The 16,140-nt window shown below is 60.8% G+C and carries 16 protein-coding genes; 14 read left to right on the top strand and 2 right to left on the bottom strand.

Annotated elements, in window-relative coordinates; all coding sequences use genetic code 11:
* The first annotated feature begins 117 nt into the window (after positions 1-117).
* From leuS to lipA, 14 genes are all read left to right on the top strand, one after another.
* Positions 118-2,694 carry a leucine--tRNA ligase gene (leuS, locus tag I6L41_RS00585; RefSeq protein ID WP_216961216.1) on the top strand — a complete coding sequence of 859 codons (2,577 nt, stop codon included), beginning with the start codon at positions 118-120 and terminating at the stop codon, positions 2,692-2,694.
* 113 nt (positions 2,695-2,807) lie between these two features.
* On the top strand, positions 2,808-3,290 hold the full coding sequence (gene lptE / locus I6L41_RS00580; protein ID WP_005335160.1) for an LPS assembly lipoprotein LptE: 483 nt from the start codon (positions 2,808-2,810) through the stop codon (positions 3,288-3,290).
* Entirely contained in the window at positions 3,290-4,327 is a 1,038-nt protein-coding gene (holA, locus tag I6L41_RS00575) for a DNA polymerase III subunit delta (RefSeq protein ID WP_216961212.1), read from the top strand. Before lptE ends, holA begins: the two co-directional genes overlap by 1 nt.
* The gene (gene nadD / locus I6L41_RS00570; RefSeq protein ID WP_216961209.1) at positions 4,321-4,971 is read left to right on the top strand and encodes a nicotinate-nucleotide adenylyltransferase; all 651 of its coding nucleotides are present in this window, start codon (positions 4,321-4,323) and stop codon (positions 4,969-4,971) included. The genes holA and nadD overlap by 7 nt, the downstream gene beginning before the upstream one ends.
* A 103-nt stretch (positions 4,972-5,074) precedes the next feature.
* Positions 5,075-5,416 (top strand): ribosome silencing factor, encoded by a 342-nt coding sequence (gene rsfS, locus I6L41_RS00565; RefSeq protein WP_005335165.1) that lies wholly within the window; start codon positions 5,075-5,077, stop codon positions 5,414-5,416.
* A 19-nt stretch (positions 5,417-5,435) separates the two neighbouring features.
* A complete protein-coding gene (gene rlmH, locus I6L41_RS00560; RefSeq protein ID WP_005335166.1) occupies positions 5,436-5,903 on the top strand; it encodes a 23S rRNA (pseudouridine(1915)-N(3))-methyltransferase RlmH in 468 nt (155 codons plus the stop codon).
* 103 nt (positions 5,904-6,006) lie between these two features.
* On the top strand, positions 6,007-7,923 hold the full coding sequence (gene mrdA, locus I6L41_RS00555) for a penicillin-binding protein 2 (RefSeq protein WP_040066816.1): 1,917 nt from the start codon (positions 6,007-6,009) through the stop codon (positions 7,921-7,923).
* Positions 7,916-9,019 (top strand): rod shape-determining protein RodA, encoded by a 1,104-nt coding sequence (gene rodA, locus I6L41_RS00550; RefSeq protein WP_005335170.1) that lies wholly within the window; start codon positions 7,916-7,918, stop codon positions 9,017-9,019. The genes mrdA and rodA overlap by 8 nt, the downstream gene beginning before the upstream one ends.
* On the top strand, positions 9,019-10,017 hold the full coding sequence (gene mltB / locus I6L41_RS00545; protein ID WP_064339577.1) for a lytic murein transglycosylase B: 999 nt from the start codon (positions 9,019-9,021) through the stop codon (positions 10,015-10,017). Before rodA ends, mltB begins: the two co-directional genes overlap by 1 nt.
* Positions 9,959-10,939, top strand: coding sequence for a septal ring lytic transglycosylase RlpA family protein (locus I6L41_RS00540; protein WP_216961206.1), 981 nt, complete (start codon positions 9,959-9,961; stop codon positions 10,937-10,939). The genes mltB and I6L41_RS00540 overlap by 59 nt, the downstream gene beginning before the upstream one ends.
* Before the next feature lie 186 nt (positions 10,940-11,125).
* Positions 11,126-12,322 (top strand): D-alanyl-D-alanine carboxypeptidase family protein, encoded by a 1,197-nt coding sequence (locus I6L41_RS00535; RefSeq protein WP_005335176.1) that lies wholly within the window; start codon positions 11,126-11,128, stop codon positions 12,320-12,322.
* Positions 12,323-12,614: 292 nt separating this feature from the next.
* Entirely contained in the window at positions 12,615-12,878 is a 264-nt protein-coding gene (ybeD, locus tag I6L41_RS00530; protein ID WP_005335178.1) for a DUF493 family protein YbeD, read from the top strand.
* A 62-nt stretch (positions 12,879-12,940) separates the two neighbouring features.
* Positions 12,941-13,618, top strand: a complete 678-nt coding sequence (lipB, locus tag I6L41_RS00525) for a lipoyl(octanoyl) transferase LipB (RefSeq protein ID WP_040066806.1) — start codon at positions 12,941-12,943, stop codon at positions 13,616-13,618.
* Entirely contained in the window at positions 13,615-14,580 is a 966-nt protein-coding gene (gene lipA / locus I6L41_RS00520; protein WP_005335190.1) for a lipoyl synthase, read from the top strand. The genes lipB and lipA overlap by 4 nt, the downstream gene beginning before the upstream one ends.
* Before the next feature lie 106 nt (positions 14,581-14,686).
* Here lipA and I6L41_RS00515 read toward each other — a convergent pair whose 3' ends face one another.
* Together I6L41_RS00515 and I6L41_RS00510 are read right to left on the bottom strand one after the other, a co-directional pair.
* Positions 14,687-15,247 carry an NUDIX hydrolase gene (locus I6L41_RS00515; RefSeq protein ID WP_216961201.1) on the bottom strand — a complete coding sequence of 187 codons (561 nt, stop codon included), beginning with the start codon at positions 15,245-15,247 and terminating at the stop codon, positions 14,687-14,689.
* A 7-nt stretch (positions 15,248-15,254) separates the two neighbouring features.
* Complete coding sequence (locus tag I6L41_RS00510; RefSeq protein WP_216961198.1) at positions 15,255-16,055, bottom strand: DUF2989 domain-containing protein; 801 nt, start codon at positions 16,053-16,055, stop codon at positions 15,255-15,257.
* Positions 16,056-16,140 lie beyond the last annotated feature (85 nt).

The raw sequence follows: 16,140 nt of genomic DNA, 5'->3' as shown, positions 1-16,140 counted from the left end.
CTGGCCCGGCTTCAGGCTTGACGGATGCTGGCGGTTGTTGCCGCCGCAGGATATGGGTATTCTATTGCGATTTCCCAGCTGATTTATCTATTCATTTCACAGATCCGGATGTCACCAATGCAAGAGCAATACGTTCCCCAATCAATCGAACCAGCAGTGCAGAAGCACTGGGATGCCAAGAAAACCTTCAAGGCCGTGGAAAAAGTAGACAAAGAGAAGTTCTACTGCCTCTCCATGTTCCCCTATCCGTCTGGTCGTCTACACATGGGGCACGTTCGCAACTACACCATAGGTGATGTGATCTCCCGTTATCAACGCCTCAATGGCAAGAACGTGCTGCAACCCATCGGTTGGGATGCGTTCGGTCTGCCGGCGGAAAACGCCGCCATCAAGAACAACACAGCGCCGGCCCCCTGGACCTACGAAAACATCGAATACATGAAGAACCAGCTGAAGATGCTGGGTCTGGGTTATGACTGGGATCGTGAAATCGCCACCTGCAAGCCGGACTACTACCGCTGGGAGCAGTGGTTCTTCACCAAGCTCTACGAGAAGGGTCTGGTCTACAAGAAGACCTCCTCCGTCAACTGGTGCCCGAACGACATGACAGTGCTGGCCAACGAGCAGGTGGTCGACAACTGCTGCTGGCGCTGTGATACCCCGGTGGAGCAGAAAGAGATCCCCCAGTGGTTCATCAAGATCACCGACTACGCTGAAGAGCTGCTCAACGACATCGACAATCTGGAAGGCTGGCCGGAGATGGTCAAGACCATGCAGCGCAACTGGATTGGCCGCTCCGAAGGGGTCAACATCAGCTTTGCCATCGAGGGTCAGGCTGAGCAGCTGGAGGTCTACACCACCCGTCCGGACACCTTCATGGGCGTGACTTATGTCGGTATCGCTGCCGGTCACCCGCTGGCGCTGCAAGCAGCCCAGAACAATCCGGAGCTGGCCGCCTTCATCGAAGAGTGCAAGAACACCAAGGTCGCCGAAGCGGAACTGGCTACCATGGAGAAGAAGGGCATGGCCACCGGCCTCTATGCCATTCACCCGCTGGATGGCCGCAAGGTACCGGTCTGGGTCGCCAACTTCGTGCTGATGAACTACGGCACTGGCGCCGTGATGGCGGTTCCGGCCCACGACCAGCGTGACTTCGAGTTCGCCACCAAATATGGCCTCGACATCAAGGCGGTGATCAAGCCGGTTGATGGCGACGTCGACGTGAGCGAAGCGGCTTACACCGAGAAGGGCGTGCTGTTCAACTCTGGCGAGTTCGACGGTCTCGACTTCCAGGGCGCCTTCGATGCCATCGCCAGCAAGCTGGAAGGGCTCGGCAAGGGCAAACGCACCGTCAACTACCGTCTGCGCGACTGGGGTGTCTCCCGTCAGCGTTATTGGGGTGCCCCCATCCCGATGCTGACCCTGGCTGACGGTACCGTAGTGCCGACGCCGGAAGACCAGCTGCCGGTGCTGCTGCCGGAAGATGTGGTGATGGATGGTATCCAAAGCCCGATCAAGGCTGACGCCGAGTGGGCCAAAACCACTTACAACGGTCAGGAAGCGTTCCGCGAGACCGATACCTTCGACACCTTTATGGAGTCCTCCTGGTACTACGCGCGCTACTGCTCCCCGGACTACGACAAGGGCATGCTGGATCCGGCGGCTGCCAACCACTGGCTGCCGGTGGATCAGTACATCGGCGGTATCGAACACGCCTGTATGCACCTGCTCTATGCCCGCTTCTTCCACAAGCTGCTGCGTGACGCCGGTCTGGTCAACAGCGACGAGCCGTTCAAGCGCCTGCTCTGCCAGGGCATGGTGCTGGCCGACGCCTTCTACTACAAAGACGAGAAGGGCGGCAACGTCTGGGTCAGCCCGACCGACGTCAAGGTAGAGCGTGACGAAAAGGGTCGCATCACCAAGGCCATCGACAACGAAGGTCGTGAGGTAATGCACTCCGGCATGACCAAGATGTCCAAGTCCAAGAACAACGGCATCGACCCGCAGCTGATGGTCGAGCGTTACGGCGCCGATACCGTCCGTCTGTTCATGATGTTCGCCTCTCCGGCCGAGATGACGCTGGAGTGGTCCGACTCCGGCGTAGAGGGGGCCCAGCGCTTCCTGCGTCGCCTGTGGCGCGTCACCTTCGAACACGTTTCCGGTGGCGCCGTTGCCGCGCTGGATGTGGCTGCTCTCACCAACGAGCAGAAAGCGGTACGCCGTGAACTGCACAAGACCATCGCCAAGGTGAGTGATGACGTGGGTCGCCGTCAGACCTTCAACACCGCCATCGCCGCCATCATGGAGCTGATGAACAATCTATCCAAGCTGGGCAACGACGAGCAGGACCGCGCCCTGATGCAGGAAGCGCTGGAAGCTGTGGTAGTCATGCTCTACCCCATCACTCCGCACATCGGCTTCGAGCTGTGGAAGATGCTGGGCAAGGGCAACGACATCGATCACGCAGCCTGGCCGGTGGCCGATGAAGCGGCCATGGTCGAGACCGAGAAGCTGGTGGTGGTGCAGATCAACGGCAAGATGCGCGGTAAGCTGACCGTGCCGGCCGAGATCAGCCAGGCCGACGTCGAGAAGCTGGCGATGGCCGATGCCTCCGTGCAGAAGTTCACCGACGGTCTGACCGTGCGCAAGGTGATCTATGTACCTGGCAAGCTGCTCAATATTGTCGCTAACTAATTGGCGGCCAACTGATTGGTTACCAACTGATCATTGCCAATCTGTGACAGCAAACGGATGATAACGGCGGGCCCTGCGCCCGCCGCTTTCCCTTAATGCAAAGAGGATTTTCTATGGGCACCATCTTCACCCGCTGGATGGCCATCGTGCTGGCTGGTCTGCTGCTGCAAGGCTGCGGCTTTCACATGCGCGGCAACGGCATTCCGAGCGAGCTGATGACCATGAAGGTCGTGGGCGACAACAAGAGCGACTTCTACCGGATGGTTACCACCCGCCTGAAGGCCTCTGGCGTGACCCTGGCCGACAAGGAGGGCATTCCGGTGCTCACTCTGGGCGGCGTAGGCAGCACCAGTCAGGTCGCCTCGGTCAACGCGCTGGGGACGGACACCGAATATGTGCTGGGCTTTGGTACCCAGTTCACCATCTCGGTACCGGGCAAGCCGACTCAGGTCTTCCCCATCAACTTCAACCGCAGCTTCCTCAACAAACCGGATGCAGCGCTCGCCTCTTCTCGTGAGCAGGAGCAGCTCAACCGCGAGATGCAGGAGCAGGCGGCCAATCAGGTGATCCGGCAGTTGAGTCAGGTCAGCTTCTGATGCGGATCTACCCGGAACAATTTGGTGACCACCTCAAAGCAGGGCTTCGGCCCTGCTATCTCGTTTTTGGCGACGAGCCACTGCTGCGACTGGAGGCCATCGATGCCATCCGTCAGGTCGCCCGCAAGCAGGGTTTCGATGAGCGCCACACCTTCGTGGTGGAACAGGGGCTGGACTGGAATCAGGTCTACGATGCCTGTCAGGCCATGAGCCTCTTCTCCGCCCGCCAGATCATCGAGCTGGAGCTGCCCGCCAAGGTGGACAAGGATCTGGCCGCCCGTATCAGCGAAATCGGCAAGCAGCTTCATCCCGACCTGCTGCTGGTGCTGAGTGGCGGTCGCCTCAACCAGACCCAGATGAAGGCAGCCTGGTTCGACAAGCTCTACCAGATTGGCACCTATGTGCCGGTCAACCATCCGGAGCCCAAGTTCTTCCCGCGCTGGATGAGCGCCCGTTTTTCGCGTTTCGGCCTCAAGGCGCTGCCGGATGCCATCAACTTCATGTGCCACTCCTACGAAGGCAACCTGCTGGCCGCCAGCCAGGAGATCGAGAAGCTGACCCTGCTCTCGCCGCCCCAGCCCATCAGCGTCACCTATCTGCAAGAGACCATTATCCGCCACGCCCACTTCACCCCGTTCCAGCTGGTCGATACCCTGCTGGAGGGCAAGGTGAACCGGGCCCAGCGCATTCTGGCCGCCCTGCGGGCCGAAGGTACCGAGCCGGGGATGCTGGCCTGGACCCTTTGCCGCGAGCTGGAGCAGCTGACCGAGCTGTCGCTGGCGATGCGAAACGGCCAGCCGCTGGGGGAGCACTTCAGCCGCCTGCGCATCTGGCAGAGCCGCCAGCAGCTCATTCAGCAAGCGCTGACCCGACTGCCATTTGCCAAGTTGCAGCAACTGTGGCAACTGATGGCACAATTGGACGATGCCCAGCGCCGCTTCGATAGCGAGCAGGCCTGGCTGATGCTGCAGACCATTGCCCTCGGCTTTCGTGATGGCACCCCGCTGCCGCTGGTGATGGAGAGCAGCCCGTGCTGAAGGCGCCCATTGGCCTGCTGGGGGGCACGTTCGATCCTATCCATATCGGCCATTTGCGCCCGGCCATCGAGGCGCGCGATGCCCTCGGGCTGGCCGAGATGCGGCTGATCCCGAACCATATCCCGCCCCACCGTGCCAATCCGTTCTGCTCGAGCGAACAGCGCCTTGCCATGGTCAAACTGGCGGCGGCGGAGAACCACCACTTTGTGGTAGATGAGCGGGAGCTGAGACGAAACAAGCCCTCTTACACCATCGATACCCTGATCGAGCTGCGTCATGAACTGCCCGATACGCCACTCTGTTTTCTGATGGGGATGGATTCCCTGCTGAGTCTGCCAAGCTGGCACCGCTGGCAGGAGCTGCTCGACCATGCCCATCTGGTGGTGAGCGTACGGCCGGGCTGGCAACCGGATTATCCGGCCGAGGTGGCGCAGCTGCTGGCGCGCCATCACACCACGGATGCCAACGCGCTGCATCAGCGTCTGGCCGGTCATATCTGGCTGGCGGACAACCAGCCCATCGAACTGTCAGCCACCCGACTGCGGGCCTTGCTGGATGGGGGGCAAGACACCCGCTACCTCTTGCCCGAGTCGGTTGCGCACTATATTGATCAACAGGGGCTCTACCGCGCCAACCGCCGCTAGCCCCTGTCGTAATCCCGCCCCACCCGATGGGAAACGGGAGTGACCATGATATAATCCGCCGCCCTGACGCAAACGCTGCGCGCCGGAATACAGGAGAGACTCATTGCAAGGCCAAGAATTGCATGCCTTTATCATCGACAAGATCGATGACATGAAAGGCCGCGATATCATCACCCTCGATGTACGCGGCAAATCCAGCATTACTGACACCATGATCATCTGTTCCGGCAACTCCAGTCGTCACGTCAGCGCCATTGCCCACCATCTGGCCAGCGAGGCCCGCCACGCGGGTCTGGATCTGCTGAGCGTGGAAGGACAACTGAGCGGTGAATGGGTGCTGGTAGATATGGGCTCGGTGATCGTGCATGTGATGCAGGATGAACACCGTGACTTCTACCAACTGGAAAAGCTGTGGAGCGGTGCCGCTCAAATGAATACGCAATAAGGGCACAAGTGTAACGACCATGAAGATCCAGTTGATTGCGGTGGGCACCAAGATGCCCGCCTGGGTAGAGCATGGCTTCGAAGAGTATCGTCGCCGCTTCCCCAAAGACATGCCGTTTGAACTCGTCGAGATTGGCGCAGGCAAGCGGGGCAAAAATGCCGACATTCCGCGCATCCTGCAGAAGGAAGGGGAAGCCATGCTGGCGGCTGCGGGGCGCTCGCGCATCGTCACCCTCGACATTCCGGGCAAGCCCTGGACCACGGAGCAGCTGGCGACCCAGCTGGAGGCGTGGAAACTCGATGGCCGCGATGTGGCCCTGCTGGTAGGCGGGCCGGAAGGCTTGTCCCCCGAGTGCAAAGCTGCCGCCGAACAGAGCTGGTCACTGTCACCGCTCACCCTGCCCCATCCGCTGGTGCGGGTGCTGGTGGCCGAGAGCCTCTATCGGGCCTGGAGCATCACCACCAATCATCCGTATCATAGAGAGTGAGCCATGCGTCTCTGGAGTCTCACCTCTCATATTCACCCCTATCACAGAGAGTGAACAATGCAGTTCCTGCTCTTATTGCCCCCAAGGGTCTTGAGGTAAAGGCATGCTGAAACAACGCATCGAAATGCGCGATCACAGTGCCGAGGGCAATCTGTTCTTCCGGCGCACCCTGGTAGCCTACATCGGTATCGTCGTGCTGATGTTGGTGCTGCTGGGCAATCTCTATTATCTGCAGGTCGAGTCCTACGACACCTACCAGACTCGCTCCAACTCCAACCGTATCCGCGTGGTACCGGTGGCACCACCACGGGGCCTCATCTATGACGCCAACGGCGTGCTGCTGGCGGAAAACCGCCCGGTCTACAGTCTGGAAATTGTGCCGGAAGAGACCAAAGATCTCGAAAAAACTGCCGACCAGCTGATCACCCTGCTGGGTCTGCCAGAGGGCACCAAGGAGAAGTTCCTCGCCGAAGTGAAGCGCCAGCGCCGCTTCAAGCCGGTCCCCCTCTACGAGAAGCTGACCGAATATCAGGTAGCCCTCTTCTCGGTCAACCAGCACAACTACCCGGGCGCCAGCATCGAGGCCTACCTCAAACGCTACTACCCGTTTGGTGACACCCTCACCCACGCTTTGGGCTATGTGGCCAAGATCAACACCCGTGACGTGGAGCGCCTCGAGAAGGAAGAAAAACTCGCCAACTACGCGGCCACCAAGGATATCGGCAAGCAGGGGGTGGAGAAGTATTACGAGGATGAGCTGCACGGCGTGGCGGGCTATCAGGAGGTCGAGGTGAACAACCGCGGCCGGATTGTCCGCACCCTCAAGTTCCAGCCGCCTATTCCCGGCAAGGATATCTACCTCAATATCGACGTCCGGATGCAGCTCAAGGCCCAGCAACTGCTGGCCGGCCAGCGCGGCGCCATCGTGATGATGGATCCGAGAACCGGCGCCATCATCGCCATGGAGTCGAGCCCGAGCTATGACCCCAACCTGTTCGTGACCGGCATCTCCAGCGCCAACTACTCGGCGCTGCTCAACGATCCCGCGCGGCCGCTGGTGAACCGCACCACTCAGGGCATCTATGCCCCCGCCTCCACCGTCAAACCCATGATGTCGGTGATGGGGCTCAACGAGGGGGCCATTACCCCTGGCTACCGCTATTTCGGCGGCCCGAGCTTCTCCATTCCCGGCACCACCAAGAAGTTTCGCGACTGGCGTCGCTGGGGACACGGCTGGCTCGATGTCTATCGCGCCATCGAGGTCTCGGCAGATACCTATTTCTACGATCTCGCCTATCGGGTCGGCATCGACAAGATCCACAGCTACATGACCAAGTTCGGCTTCGGTCAGTACAGTGGCGTCGACCTCTATGAAGAGACCAAGGGAGTAATGCCATCCCGTGACTGGAAAATGGCCCGCTGGCGCCAGCCCTGGTATCAGGGGGACACCATCTCCATCGGTATCGGTCAGGGTTACTGGAGCGCCACGCCAATTCAGCTGGCCAAGGCGATCAGCATCCTGACCCAAAATGGCCACGATGTGACCCCGCACCTGCTCAAGAGCACCGCCTCCCAGGCGGGGGTGGTCGATGCACCGATCAACCCGAACATGGCGCTCAAAACCAAGAGTGACAGCTACTGGCAGGTGGCGCGGGAGGGGATGTGGCGAGTGATCAACGGCCACGAGGGTACCGGCCGTCGCGCTTTTGCCAACACCCCCTATGTGGCGGCAGGCAAGTCCGGCACCGCCCAGGTGGTCAACATGAAAGAGAATCAGGTCTACAACGCCAAAACCATGAAGGTAGAGCATCGCGACAATGCCCTGTTTGTCGCCTTTGCCCCCTATGAAACCCCCAAGGCAGTCGTGGCGCTGGTGCTGGAGAACGCCGGTGGTGGCAGTACCAATGCGGCCCCCGTTGCTCGCCAGATGCTGGATGCCTATCTGCTGCCCCCTGATCCGCAACTGCCACCGGCACCGGAAAAGCCGTCCCAACCGAGTGAGGTCGCTCCCAATGAGTAATTCTGCCCGCCAGCAGAGCATCTGGTACAAGCTGCATATCGACTTGCCCCTGCTGCTCGGTCTGCTGGCCGTGATGACCCTCTCCATGGTGGTGCTCTACTCCGCCTCCGGTCAGGATATGGACTCCATCGTGCGCCAGCTGGTGCGCGGCGGTCTCGCCTTTGCCCTGATGATCGGCCTGGCCCAGCTGCCCCCCTCCCTCTACGCCCGCTGGTCGGTGCCGCTGTTCGCCGTGGTGGTGCTGATGCTGATTGCGGTGGACGTATTCGGCCACATCGGCAAGGGGGCCCAGCGCTGGCTCGATCTGGGCTTTATGAAGTTCCAGCCCTCCGAGGTGATGAAGCTCTCCATGCCGATCATGGTGGCCGCCTGGCTCAGTCGCCACTCGCTGCCCCCCAAGTTCAGCCATGTGGTGATCGCCCTCATCATGGTGCTGCTGCCCACCCTGCTGATCGCCGCCCAGCCTGACCTTGGCACCTCCATTCTGGTGGCCGCCTCCGGCTTCTTCGTCATCTTCCTGGCGGGGCTCAGCTGGTGGCTGATCGGCTTGGCGGTCCTGCTGATGCTGGCCTTTATGCCGGTACTCTGGTTCTTCCTGATGCACGACTACCAGCGCCAGCGGGTGCTGATGCTGCTCGACCCGGAGAAAGACCCGCTCGGCCGCGGCTATCACATCATCCAGTCCAAGATTGCCATCGGCTCCGGCGGCGTCTTCGGCAAGGGGTGGCTGCAAGGGACCCAGTCCCAGCTGGAGTTCCTGCCCGAGCGCCATACCGACTTCATCTTCGCGGTATTCAGCGAGGAGTTCGGTCTGGTGGGGGTTGCCCTGCTGCTGGTGCTCTACCTCTACGTCATCAGCCGCTGCCTGTTTATCTCGATGCAGGCCCAGAACAGCTTCGAGCGACTGCTGGGCGGCGCCATCACCCTCACCTTCTTCGTCTATGTGTTCGTCAACATGGGCATGGTGAGCGGCATCTTGCCGGTAGTAGGGGTGCCCCTGCCGCTGGTGAGCTATGGCGGCACCTCCATGGTGACCCTGATGGCCGGATTCGGTATCCTGATGTCCATCCAGACTCATAGAAGACTGCTCGCCTGATGAGACGGGTTGGATTGCTGCTCTCTCTCGCCACCACGATGGCGACCGCCGCCGTGGCGCCGGATCGGTTGGCCCTGCTCGCCGAACAGCAGCAGGTGCCGCTGGCGGAGTTGCAGGCTGCCGTCGCCCGCGCCCAGTTACGGCAGGAGGTGCTCGACACCATCAGCAAGCCGTGGGAGGCCAAACCCTGGCATCGCTACCGGCCGCTGTTTGTTACCCCTGATCGCATCCGTGATGGCCAGCAGTTCTGGCAACAACATGCCGAGACGCTGGCCCGCGCGGAGCAGACCTATCGGGTGCCCGCCTCGCTCATCGTAGCCATCATAGGAGTCGAGACCTTCTACGGTCGCCAGATGGGCCGCCATCCGGTGCTCGATAGCCTCTACACCCTGGGGTTCCACTACCCGGAGCGCAGCGACTTCTTTGCCAAGGAGTTTGCCCAGCTGGTGGTGCTGGCCAAAGAGGAAGGGTGGCAACTCGATGCCCTCAAGGGCTCCTATGCCGGGGCCATGGGGATGGGGCAGTTCATGCCCTCCAGCTACCGTCACTACGCCGTCGATTTTGACGGGGATGGCAAGCGGGATCTGTTTGCCAACCCGGTCGATGCCATCGGCAGCGTGGCCAACTATTTTGCCAGCCACCAGTGGCGCTGGGGCGAATCCGTGGTGGAACCGGCCCAGATCGGGTTGATGGCAGTCGAACCTCTACTCAGGCCTGAGCCCGAGTTAACACAACAGTGGTCAGAACTGGCGGCGGCAGGGATTGAGCTCGCCACGCCGCTGGCCCCACAGACGCCGGTCAAGTTGCTGGCGTTTGCCCAAGCCGATGGACCGGAATACTGGGTCGCACGGCATAACTTTTATGTGATCACCCGTTACAATCGCAGCCCACTCTATGCGATGGCGGTGTATCAACTTAGCCAAGCCATTCAGGAAGCGTATGCATCTTCGTCACAAACTCCTCCCGCTCAGCCTGAGCTTGTTGCTGGCCGCCTGTAGCAGCCAGCCGGAACAGAGCGCCCCCGTCGAGCCGCAAGCACCGGTCAGCAAGCCACCCGTTATCGAGATCCCGCAAGCCACCGGCGCCATTCCGCGCCCCGAGCCCCTGAGTGCCAGCGGCAACCGGGACTACTGGATCGGCAAGCAGAAGCACGAGGTGTGGCGCGACATCAAACACTACAGCGAAGAGGGCACCGCCAGCTGGTTGTCGCCGGATCTGGACGGCCAGAAGACCGCCAACGGCGATGTGCTGGACAGCAAGCTGTTCAGTGCCGCCCACCGCAACCTGCCCATCCCGAGCTATGTGCGGGTCACCAATCTGGACAACGGGCTGGAGACCATAGTGCGGGTCAACGATCGCGGCCCGTTCAACAGCCCGCGCCTGATCGACCTCTCCTACGCAGCGGCCAAGCAGCTGGAGATGGTCGATAGCGGTGAGGCCCGAGTACGGCTGGAGCTGATCAGCGACACTCCGGATCAGATGGTGATCATGGAGCCAATGAAGCCCATCGAAATGACTCCGACCACTCCGGCTGCGGCCTCCAGCACGCTGTCGCAAGATGGCTTCCTGGGTGAACCAACCGCACTGGCGATGACCACTCCCGCCGCCGATCCGGCTCCCGTCAAGGCGCCCGCGGCCACACCCGCCAAAGCGGCACCGGTCAAGTCAGCTCCGGCCAAGGCCGCAGCGCCCGCCAGCAGTGGTGATGGCAAGATGATCCAGGTACTGGCCAGCGGCTCCCGGGATCGGGCAGAGGCGATGGGCAAGGTGATGACCCAGCGTTACGGCGTGCCTTACCGGATCGATGCTCATGGCGCCATTTTCCGGGTGCTGATTGGCCCGGTCGCCGCCGACCAGCAGGCAAGTGTGCTGGAAAAAGTACGTCAGGGCGGACTGGAACAGGCCTTTATCGTGCCCTGATCGTCCCCTTTTGCCGCGGATGTGACTAACCGCTTACTCACTGTCATCACGTCGTTTTATGGCGTGATGACAGGGAGTGATGGATAAAAAACCAGTTCTGATCGCCATCTCGGGCTATAACCTGCGGGCGCATCTGGTATAGTTAGGCCCGCATTTTATCCCCATCTGGCTCGCAGGAATTTCAAGATGTCCAAATTTGCCCGTTCAGTTCTTCTGGCCTCACTGATCAGCGTAACCGCCCAGGCCAATACGCCGGTGCCGACACCAACCCCGAATGCCATGCCCATGGTGGTTCCCGCCGCGCCGGAGATCTCCGCCAAGGCCCATATTCTGATCGACTACTACTCAGGTCAGGTGCTGGCCGAGCAGAACGCCGAAGAGCGTCTGCCGCCTGCCAGTCTGACCAAGATGATGACCTCCTACATCATCGGCCAGGAGCTGCTGAAGGGGAACATCAAGCGCACCGACATGGTGACCATCAGCCAGAACGCCTGGTCCAAGAACTACTCCGACTCCTCCAAGATGTTTATCGAGGTGGGCAAGCAGGTCTCTGTCGATGATCTCAACAAGGGCATCATCATCCAGTCCGGCAACGACGCCTGCGTCGCCATGGCCGAGTTCCTGGCGGGCAGCACCGACTCCTTCGCCAGCCTGATGAACAGCTGGGCCGCCAAGCTCGGCATGAACGACAGCCACTTCATGAACCCGCACGGTCTGGATGCGGAAGGTCACTACAGTACCGCTCACGACATGGCCCGTCTGGGTCAGGCGCTGATCCGCGACCTGCCGGAGGAGTACAAGATCTACTCCCAGAAATCCTTCGTCTTCAACGGCATCACCCAGCACAACCGCAACCGCCTGCTGTGGGATCAATCCCTGCAAGTGGATGGCATCAAGACCGGCCACGTCAGCCAGGTCGGCTATAACCTGGTCTCCTCTGCCACCAACAACGAAGGCATGCGCCTGATCGCCGTGGTACTGGGCGCCAGCAGCGAAGCCTCCCGCGCCGCCGAGAGCAAAAAACTGCTCACCTACGGCTTTCGCTTCTTCCAGAGCCTGACCCCGTACAAGGCAGGCACCGAGCTGGTCACCCAGAAGATCTGGATGGGCGACAAACCGGAAGTGAAACTGGGCGTCGACAAAGATGTCTCCGTGCTGGTCACCCGCGGTCAGGGCAACAACCTGAAGGCTGACTTCCAGCTCGACAGCGAACTGAAAGCGCCGCTGGCCAAGGGGCAGCGCGTCGGTACCGTGTTCCTGAAACAGGGCGACAAAGAGATCAAGCAGGTGCCGCTGGTTGCCCTGGAAGAGGTGCAGGAAGGTGGCTTGATGAGCCGTCTGTGGGACTATCTGGTACTGCTGGTCACCAGCTGGTTCAAGTAATCCAACGCACAATCCTCACCAAACAGCGGCGCCAACAGGCGCCGCTGCTGTCTGTGACGGACAAAGGCAGTGAATAACCCTGTAAACTGCAGGTTCCGCCTTACCCTGATTTGTGGTAAAAAGCAGCACTTCCATCCTTGTCTGACCGATCCTGGCCTTGATCCCGGTCCGGGCAGCGCCCATATAGTTATGAGCCGTGCCCATATAGACTTGAAATGGCGGCCTCCACGGGCCATCGGCCACTAGCCATCCAAGATGAAGTCATCCCGGTGATGACGCAAAAGGTGAGTAAATGAATACCAAGTTTGATGAACTGCTGGAGTTTCCCTGCAAATTCCCGTTCAAGGTACTCGGCGTTGCCGACCCGGCACTGCCGGAAATGGTGGTTGAAGTGCTGCAGCAGCACGCCCCCGGCACCTACAGCCCGACAGTCCAGCCCAGCTCCAAGGGCAATTACCACTCGGTTCGCGTGACCGTGACTGCCCAGAGCAAAGAGCACATCGAAGCGATGTACCACGCCCTTGGCAAGATCGAGCTGGTGAAATACGTACTGTAATTTCTCTCTCGCCCCGTTCTGCGGGGCGACTGTTTTTGGCCGCAGCACGCCGCGAGGACGCCATGTCATCCCAGATCCCCGCCCAGTCCAGCCTGATTGTCAGGCAGCTGGGTCGCCGCCCCTACCAGCCGGTATGGGACGCCATGAAAGCCTTCACCGACAACCGCACCAGCGACACCCCGGACGAGTTCTGGGTGGTCGAGCACGATCCCGTCTACACCCAGGGTCAGGCCGGCAAGGCCGAACACCTGCTCAATCCGGGCAATATCCCGGTGGTGCAGAGCGATCGCGGCGGTCAGGTGACCTATCACGGCCCGGGCCAGCTGGTGCTCTACGTACTGGTGGATGTCCGCCGCTGCAAATTCTCGGTTCGCGAGCTGGTGACCGCGCTGGAGACAGCCATCATCAACACCCTCGCCAAAAGCGATATCCAGGCCTATGCCAAGGCCGATGCCCCCGGGGTTTATGTGAAAAATGACCTTGGCATGGAGGCAAAACTGGCCTCGCTCGGTCTGCGCATCCGCAAGGGGTGCTCGTTCCACGGGCTGGCCCTCAACATCAACATGGACATGACCCCCTTCCTGCACATCAATCCGTGCGGCTATGCGGGCATGGCCATGACCCAGACCAGCGCTCTGGGCGGCCCGCAAAGCGTGGCCGAGGCGCAATCCATTCTGGTGGCCGAGCTGGCCCGCCTGATTGGCTACCAAACAATAACAAACACCGAGAGTGAATCATGAGCAAACCCGTTCGTATGGAGCCGGGCGTCAAGCTGCGCGATGGCGACAAGATGGCCCTGATCCCGGTGAAATTCATGCCGGATCCCAACGAAGAACTCCTTCGCAAGCCGGACTGGATGCGGATCAAGCTGCCCCCCTCCAGCCAGAAGATCGAACACATCAAGAGCACCTTGCGCAAGAACAAGCTGCACTCGGTGTGTGAAGAGGCCTCCTGCCCCAACCTGGCGGAGTGTTTCAACCACGGCACCGCCACCTTCATGATCATGGGCGCCATCTGCACCCGCCGTTGCCCCTTCTGCGACGTGGCCCACGGCCGCCCGCTGGCGCTCGATCCGGAAGAGCCGAAGAAGCTGGCGCTGACCATCAAGGAGATGAACCTCAAGTATGTGGTGATCACCTCGGTGGACCGCGACGATCTGCGCGACGGCGGTGCCCAGCACTTCGCCGACTGCATCCGCGAGATCCGCGAGCACAGCCCGCAGACCCGCATCGAGATCCTGACCCCGGACTTCCGTGGCCGGATGGAGCAGGCACTGGAGGTGTTCCGCGAAACGCCGCCGGACGTCTTCAACCACAACCTGGAAACTGCGCCGCGCATGTATCGCGTCGCTCGCCCGGGTGCCGACTACAAGTGGTCGCTGGAGCTGCTGCGCCGTATCAAGGAGATGCACCCCCATGTACCGACCAAGTCCGGTCTGATGATGGGCCTTGGCGAGACCAACGAAGAGATCGTCGAGGTGCTCAAGGATCTACGCGCTCACGGCGTCAACATGCTGACCCTGGGTCAGTATTTGCAGCCAAGCCGCCACCACCTGCCGGTCAAACGCTACGTGCCGCCAGCAGAGTTTGACGAGCTGAAAGATGTCGCCATGGAGCTGGGCTTTACCCACGCCGCCTGCGGTCCTTTCGTGCGCTCCTCCTATCACGCGGATCTGCAAGCCAAGGGCGAAGAGGTCAAGTAACCTCGCACGATAGAGCGGCCAGTAACCGCCACCCTCGCAATGAAAAAGAGCGCCTATTGGCGCTCTTTCTGTTGGTGTCACTGACCGTTGCAGCTTGATCTACTCATCAGCCGTGGTCGAAGACCCCCTGCTGATGCCAGCGTTGCAACTGGGTCAGCACCCGGGTCTCTCGCGCCGTCCACTGGGGACAGGGCCCCGCCAGCTGGGTCTTGTTGGTCTGCAGCGCTTCGTCGAGGGCAAACCAGCCGGGCACGAAGCCAAGGCGGATCTCGTAGGGCTGTGGCTGTGGCTCCACCAGTTGATCACCAATCCGGCACAAGTAGTAGAGCGAGCGGATGCAGTAGGCATCGAACCCCGGCTCGCGGGCGGCGCGGTATTCCCGGGTCTCGCCAAGCAGGGTCCCTACTTCCAGCAACTCGGCACCGCACTCCTCCTTCAGCTCGCGGGCCAGCGCCACATGGTGGTTTTCCCCCGCTTCAACGCCGCCGCCAGGAAACATCAGATCACCGTTAACCCGGGAGTGAACCAGCAGCAACTCGTCGCCATGGAGTACTACGGCACGCACCGTGAGGCGCTCCAGGGTGCGGCCATCGGTACGTACCTCGCCATGAATGAAAGAGAGATCGAACGGATTGGGCCAGCAGCTGGCCGGGGAGAGCATCGTCATCACTGCCTCAGGGCCGGTAGTTGCCATGCTTGAGCTGCTCGACAATTTCGGCCGCCCGCACATCGTAGCCATCCTGCTCTGTCTTGCTCAGGGTGTGGTAGATGCCAAAACGCTTGGCTGAGACCTCGGGGCTATCCTGAAACGACTCGCTCACCTTGCCCCACAGATAGGCCAGCCCGTACTGTTTCTGGCCCATATAGAGGGTGCTGAGGGAGGTGAATATGCGGCTGTTCACCTTATCCCCCTCCTGATAGAGGGAGAGCCCGTGCTGCAGGGTGGCAATGGCCTTTTCGGGGTCGCTCTTGGCGTAGATACCGCCGAGCGCCAGTTGCAGCTCGGGTTCATCCAGCGCCTTGGTGCCTTCCAGCGCCATAAACTGCTGACGAGCCAGCTCGTTGGTGTTGTTGGTCCAGTGCCAGAGCAGCAGGTAGGGATCTTGTGAATTGCGGGTCGCCGCATCGAGCTGGGCCAACTGATCCCCGGCCGCCAGCATGCCCTCGACCCGTGGACTCTTCTGCTCGCGGGCATTCTTGTATTCAATGCTGGTGGAGCGCTCGGCACATTTGAGATAGCGCTCAAGGTTGCGCATCAGCTCGTACTTGCGCCGATCCGTCCCCTCCTCCTTGAGATAGAAGCGACTGCGGATCACATCGGTACGCTCGTAGCGACACCAGCCATCGTCCACCAGATCCTGGCAGAGCTCGGGATGATTGCCACAGATGTTGTGGATCCGGTCGTCATTGCAGCCAGCCACGGCAAGGCCGACTGAAAGCATGATTAAGGTCTGTCGCAGGGGGAAATTGGCCATGGTTCACATCTTGTTGGTAACGCGGGTTGGTAACAACTGGCGCCTTTACGGGCCACCTCCGGCTAGCAAACCGGTTACATATCCA

This window comes from Aeromonas sp. FDAARGOS 1411, assembly GCF_019047125.1.
Lineage (GTDB): Bacteria > Pseudomonadota > Gammaproteobacteria > Enterobacterales > Aeromonadaceae > Aeromonas > Aeromonas veronii.
The sequence above is the reverse complement of the archived record's forward strand: the minus strand, read 5'-3'. Positions and strand labels throughout refer to the sequence as shown.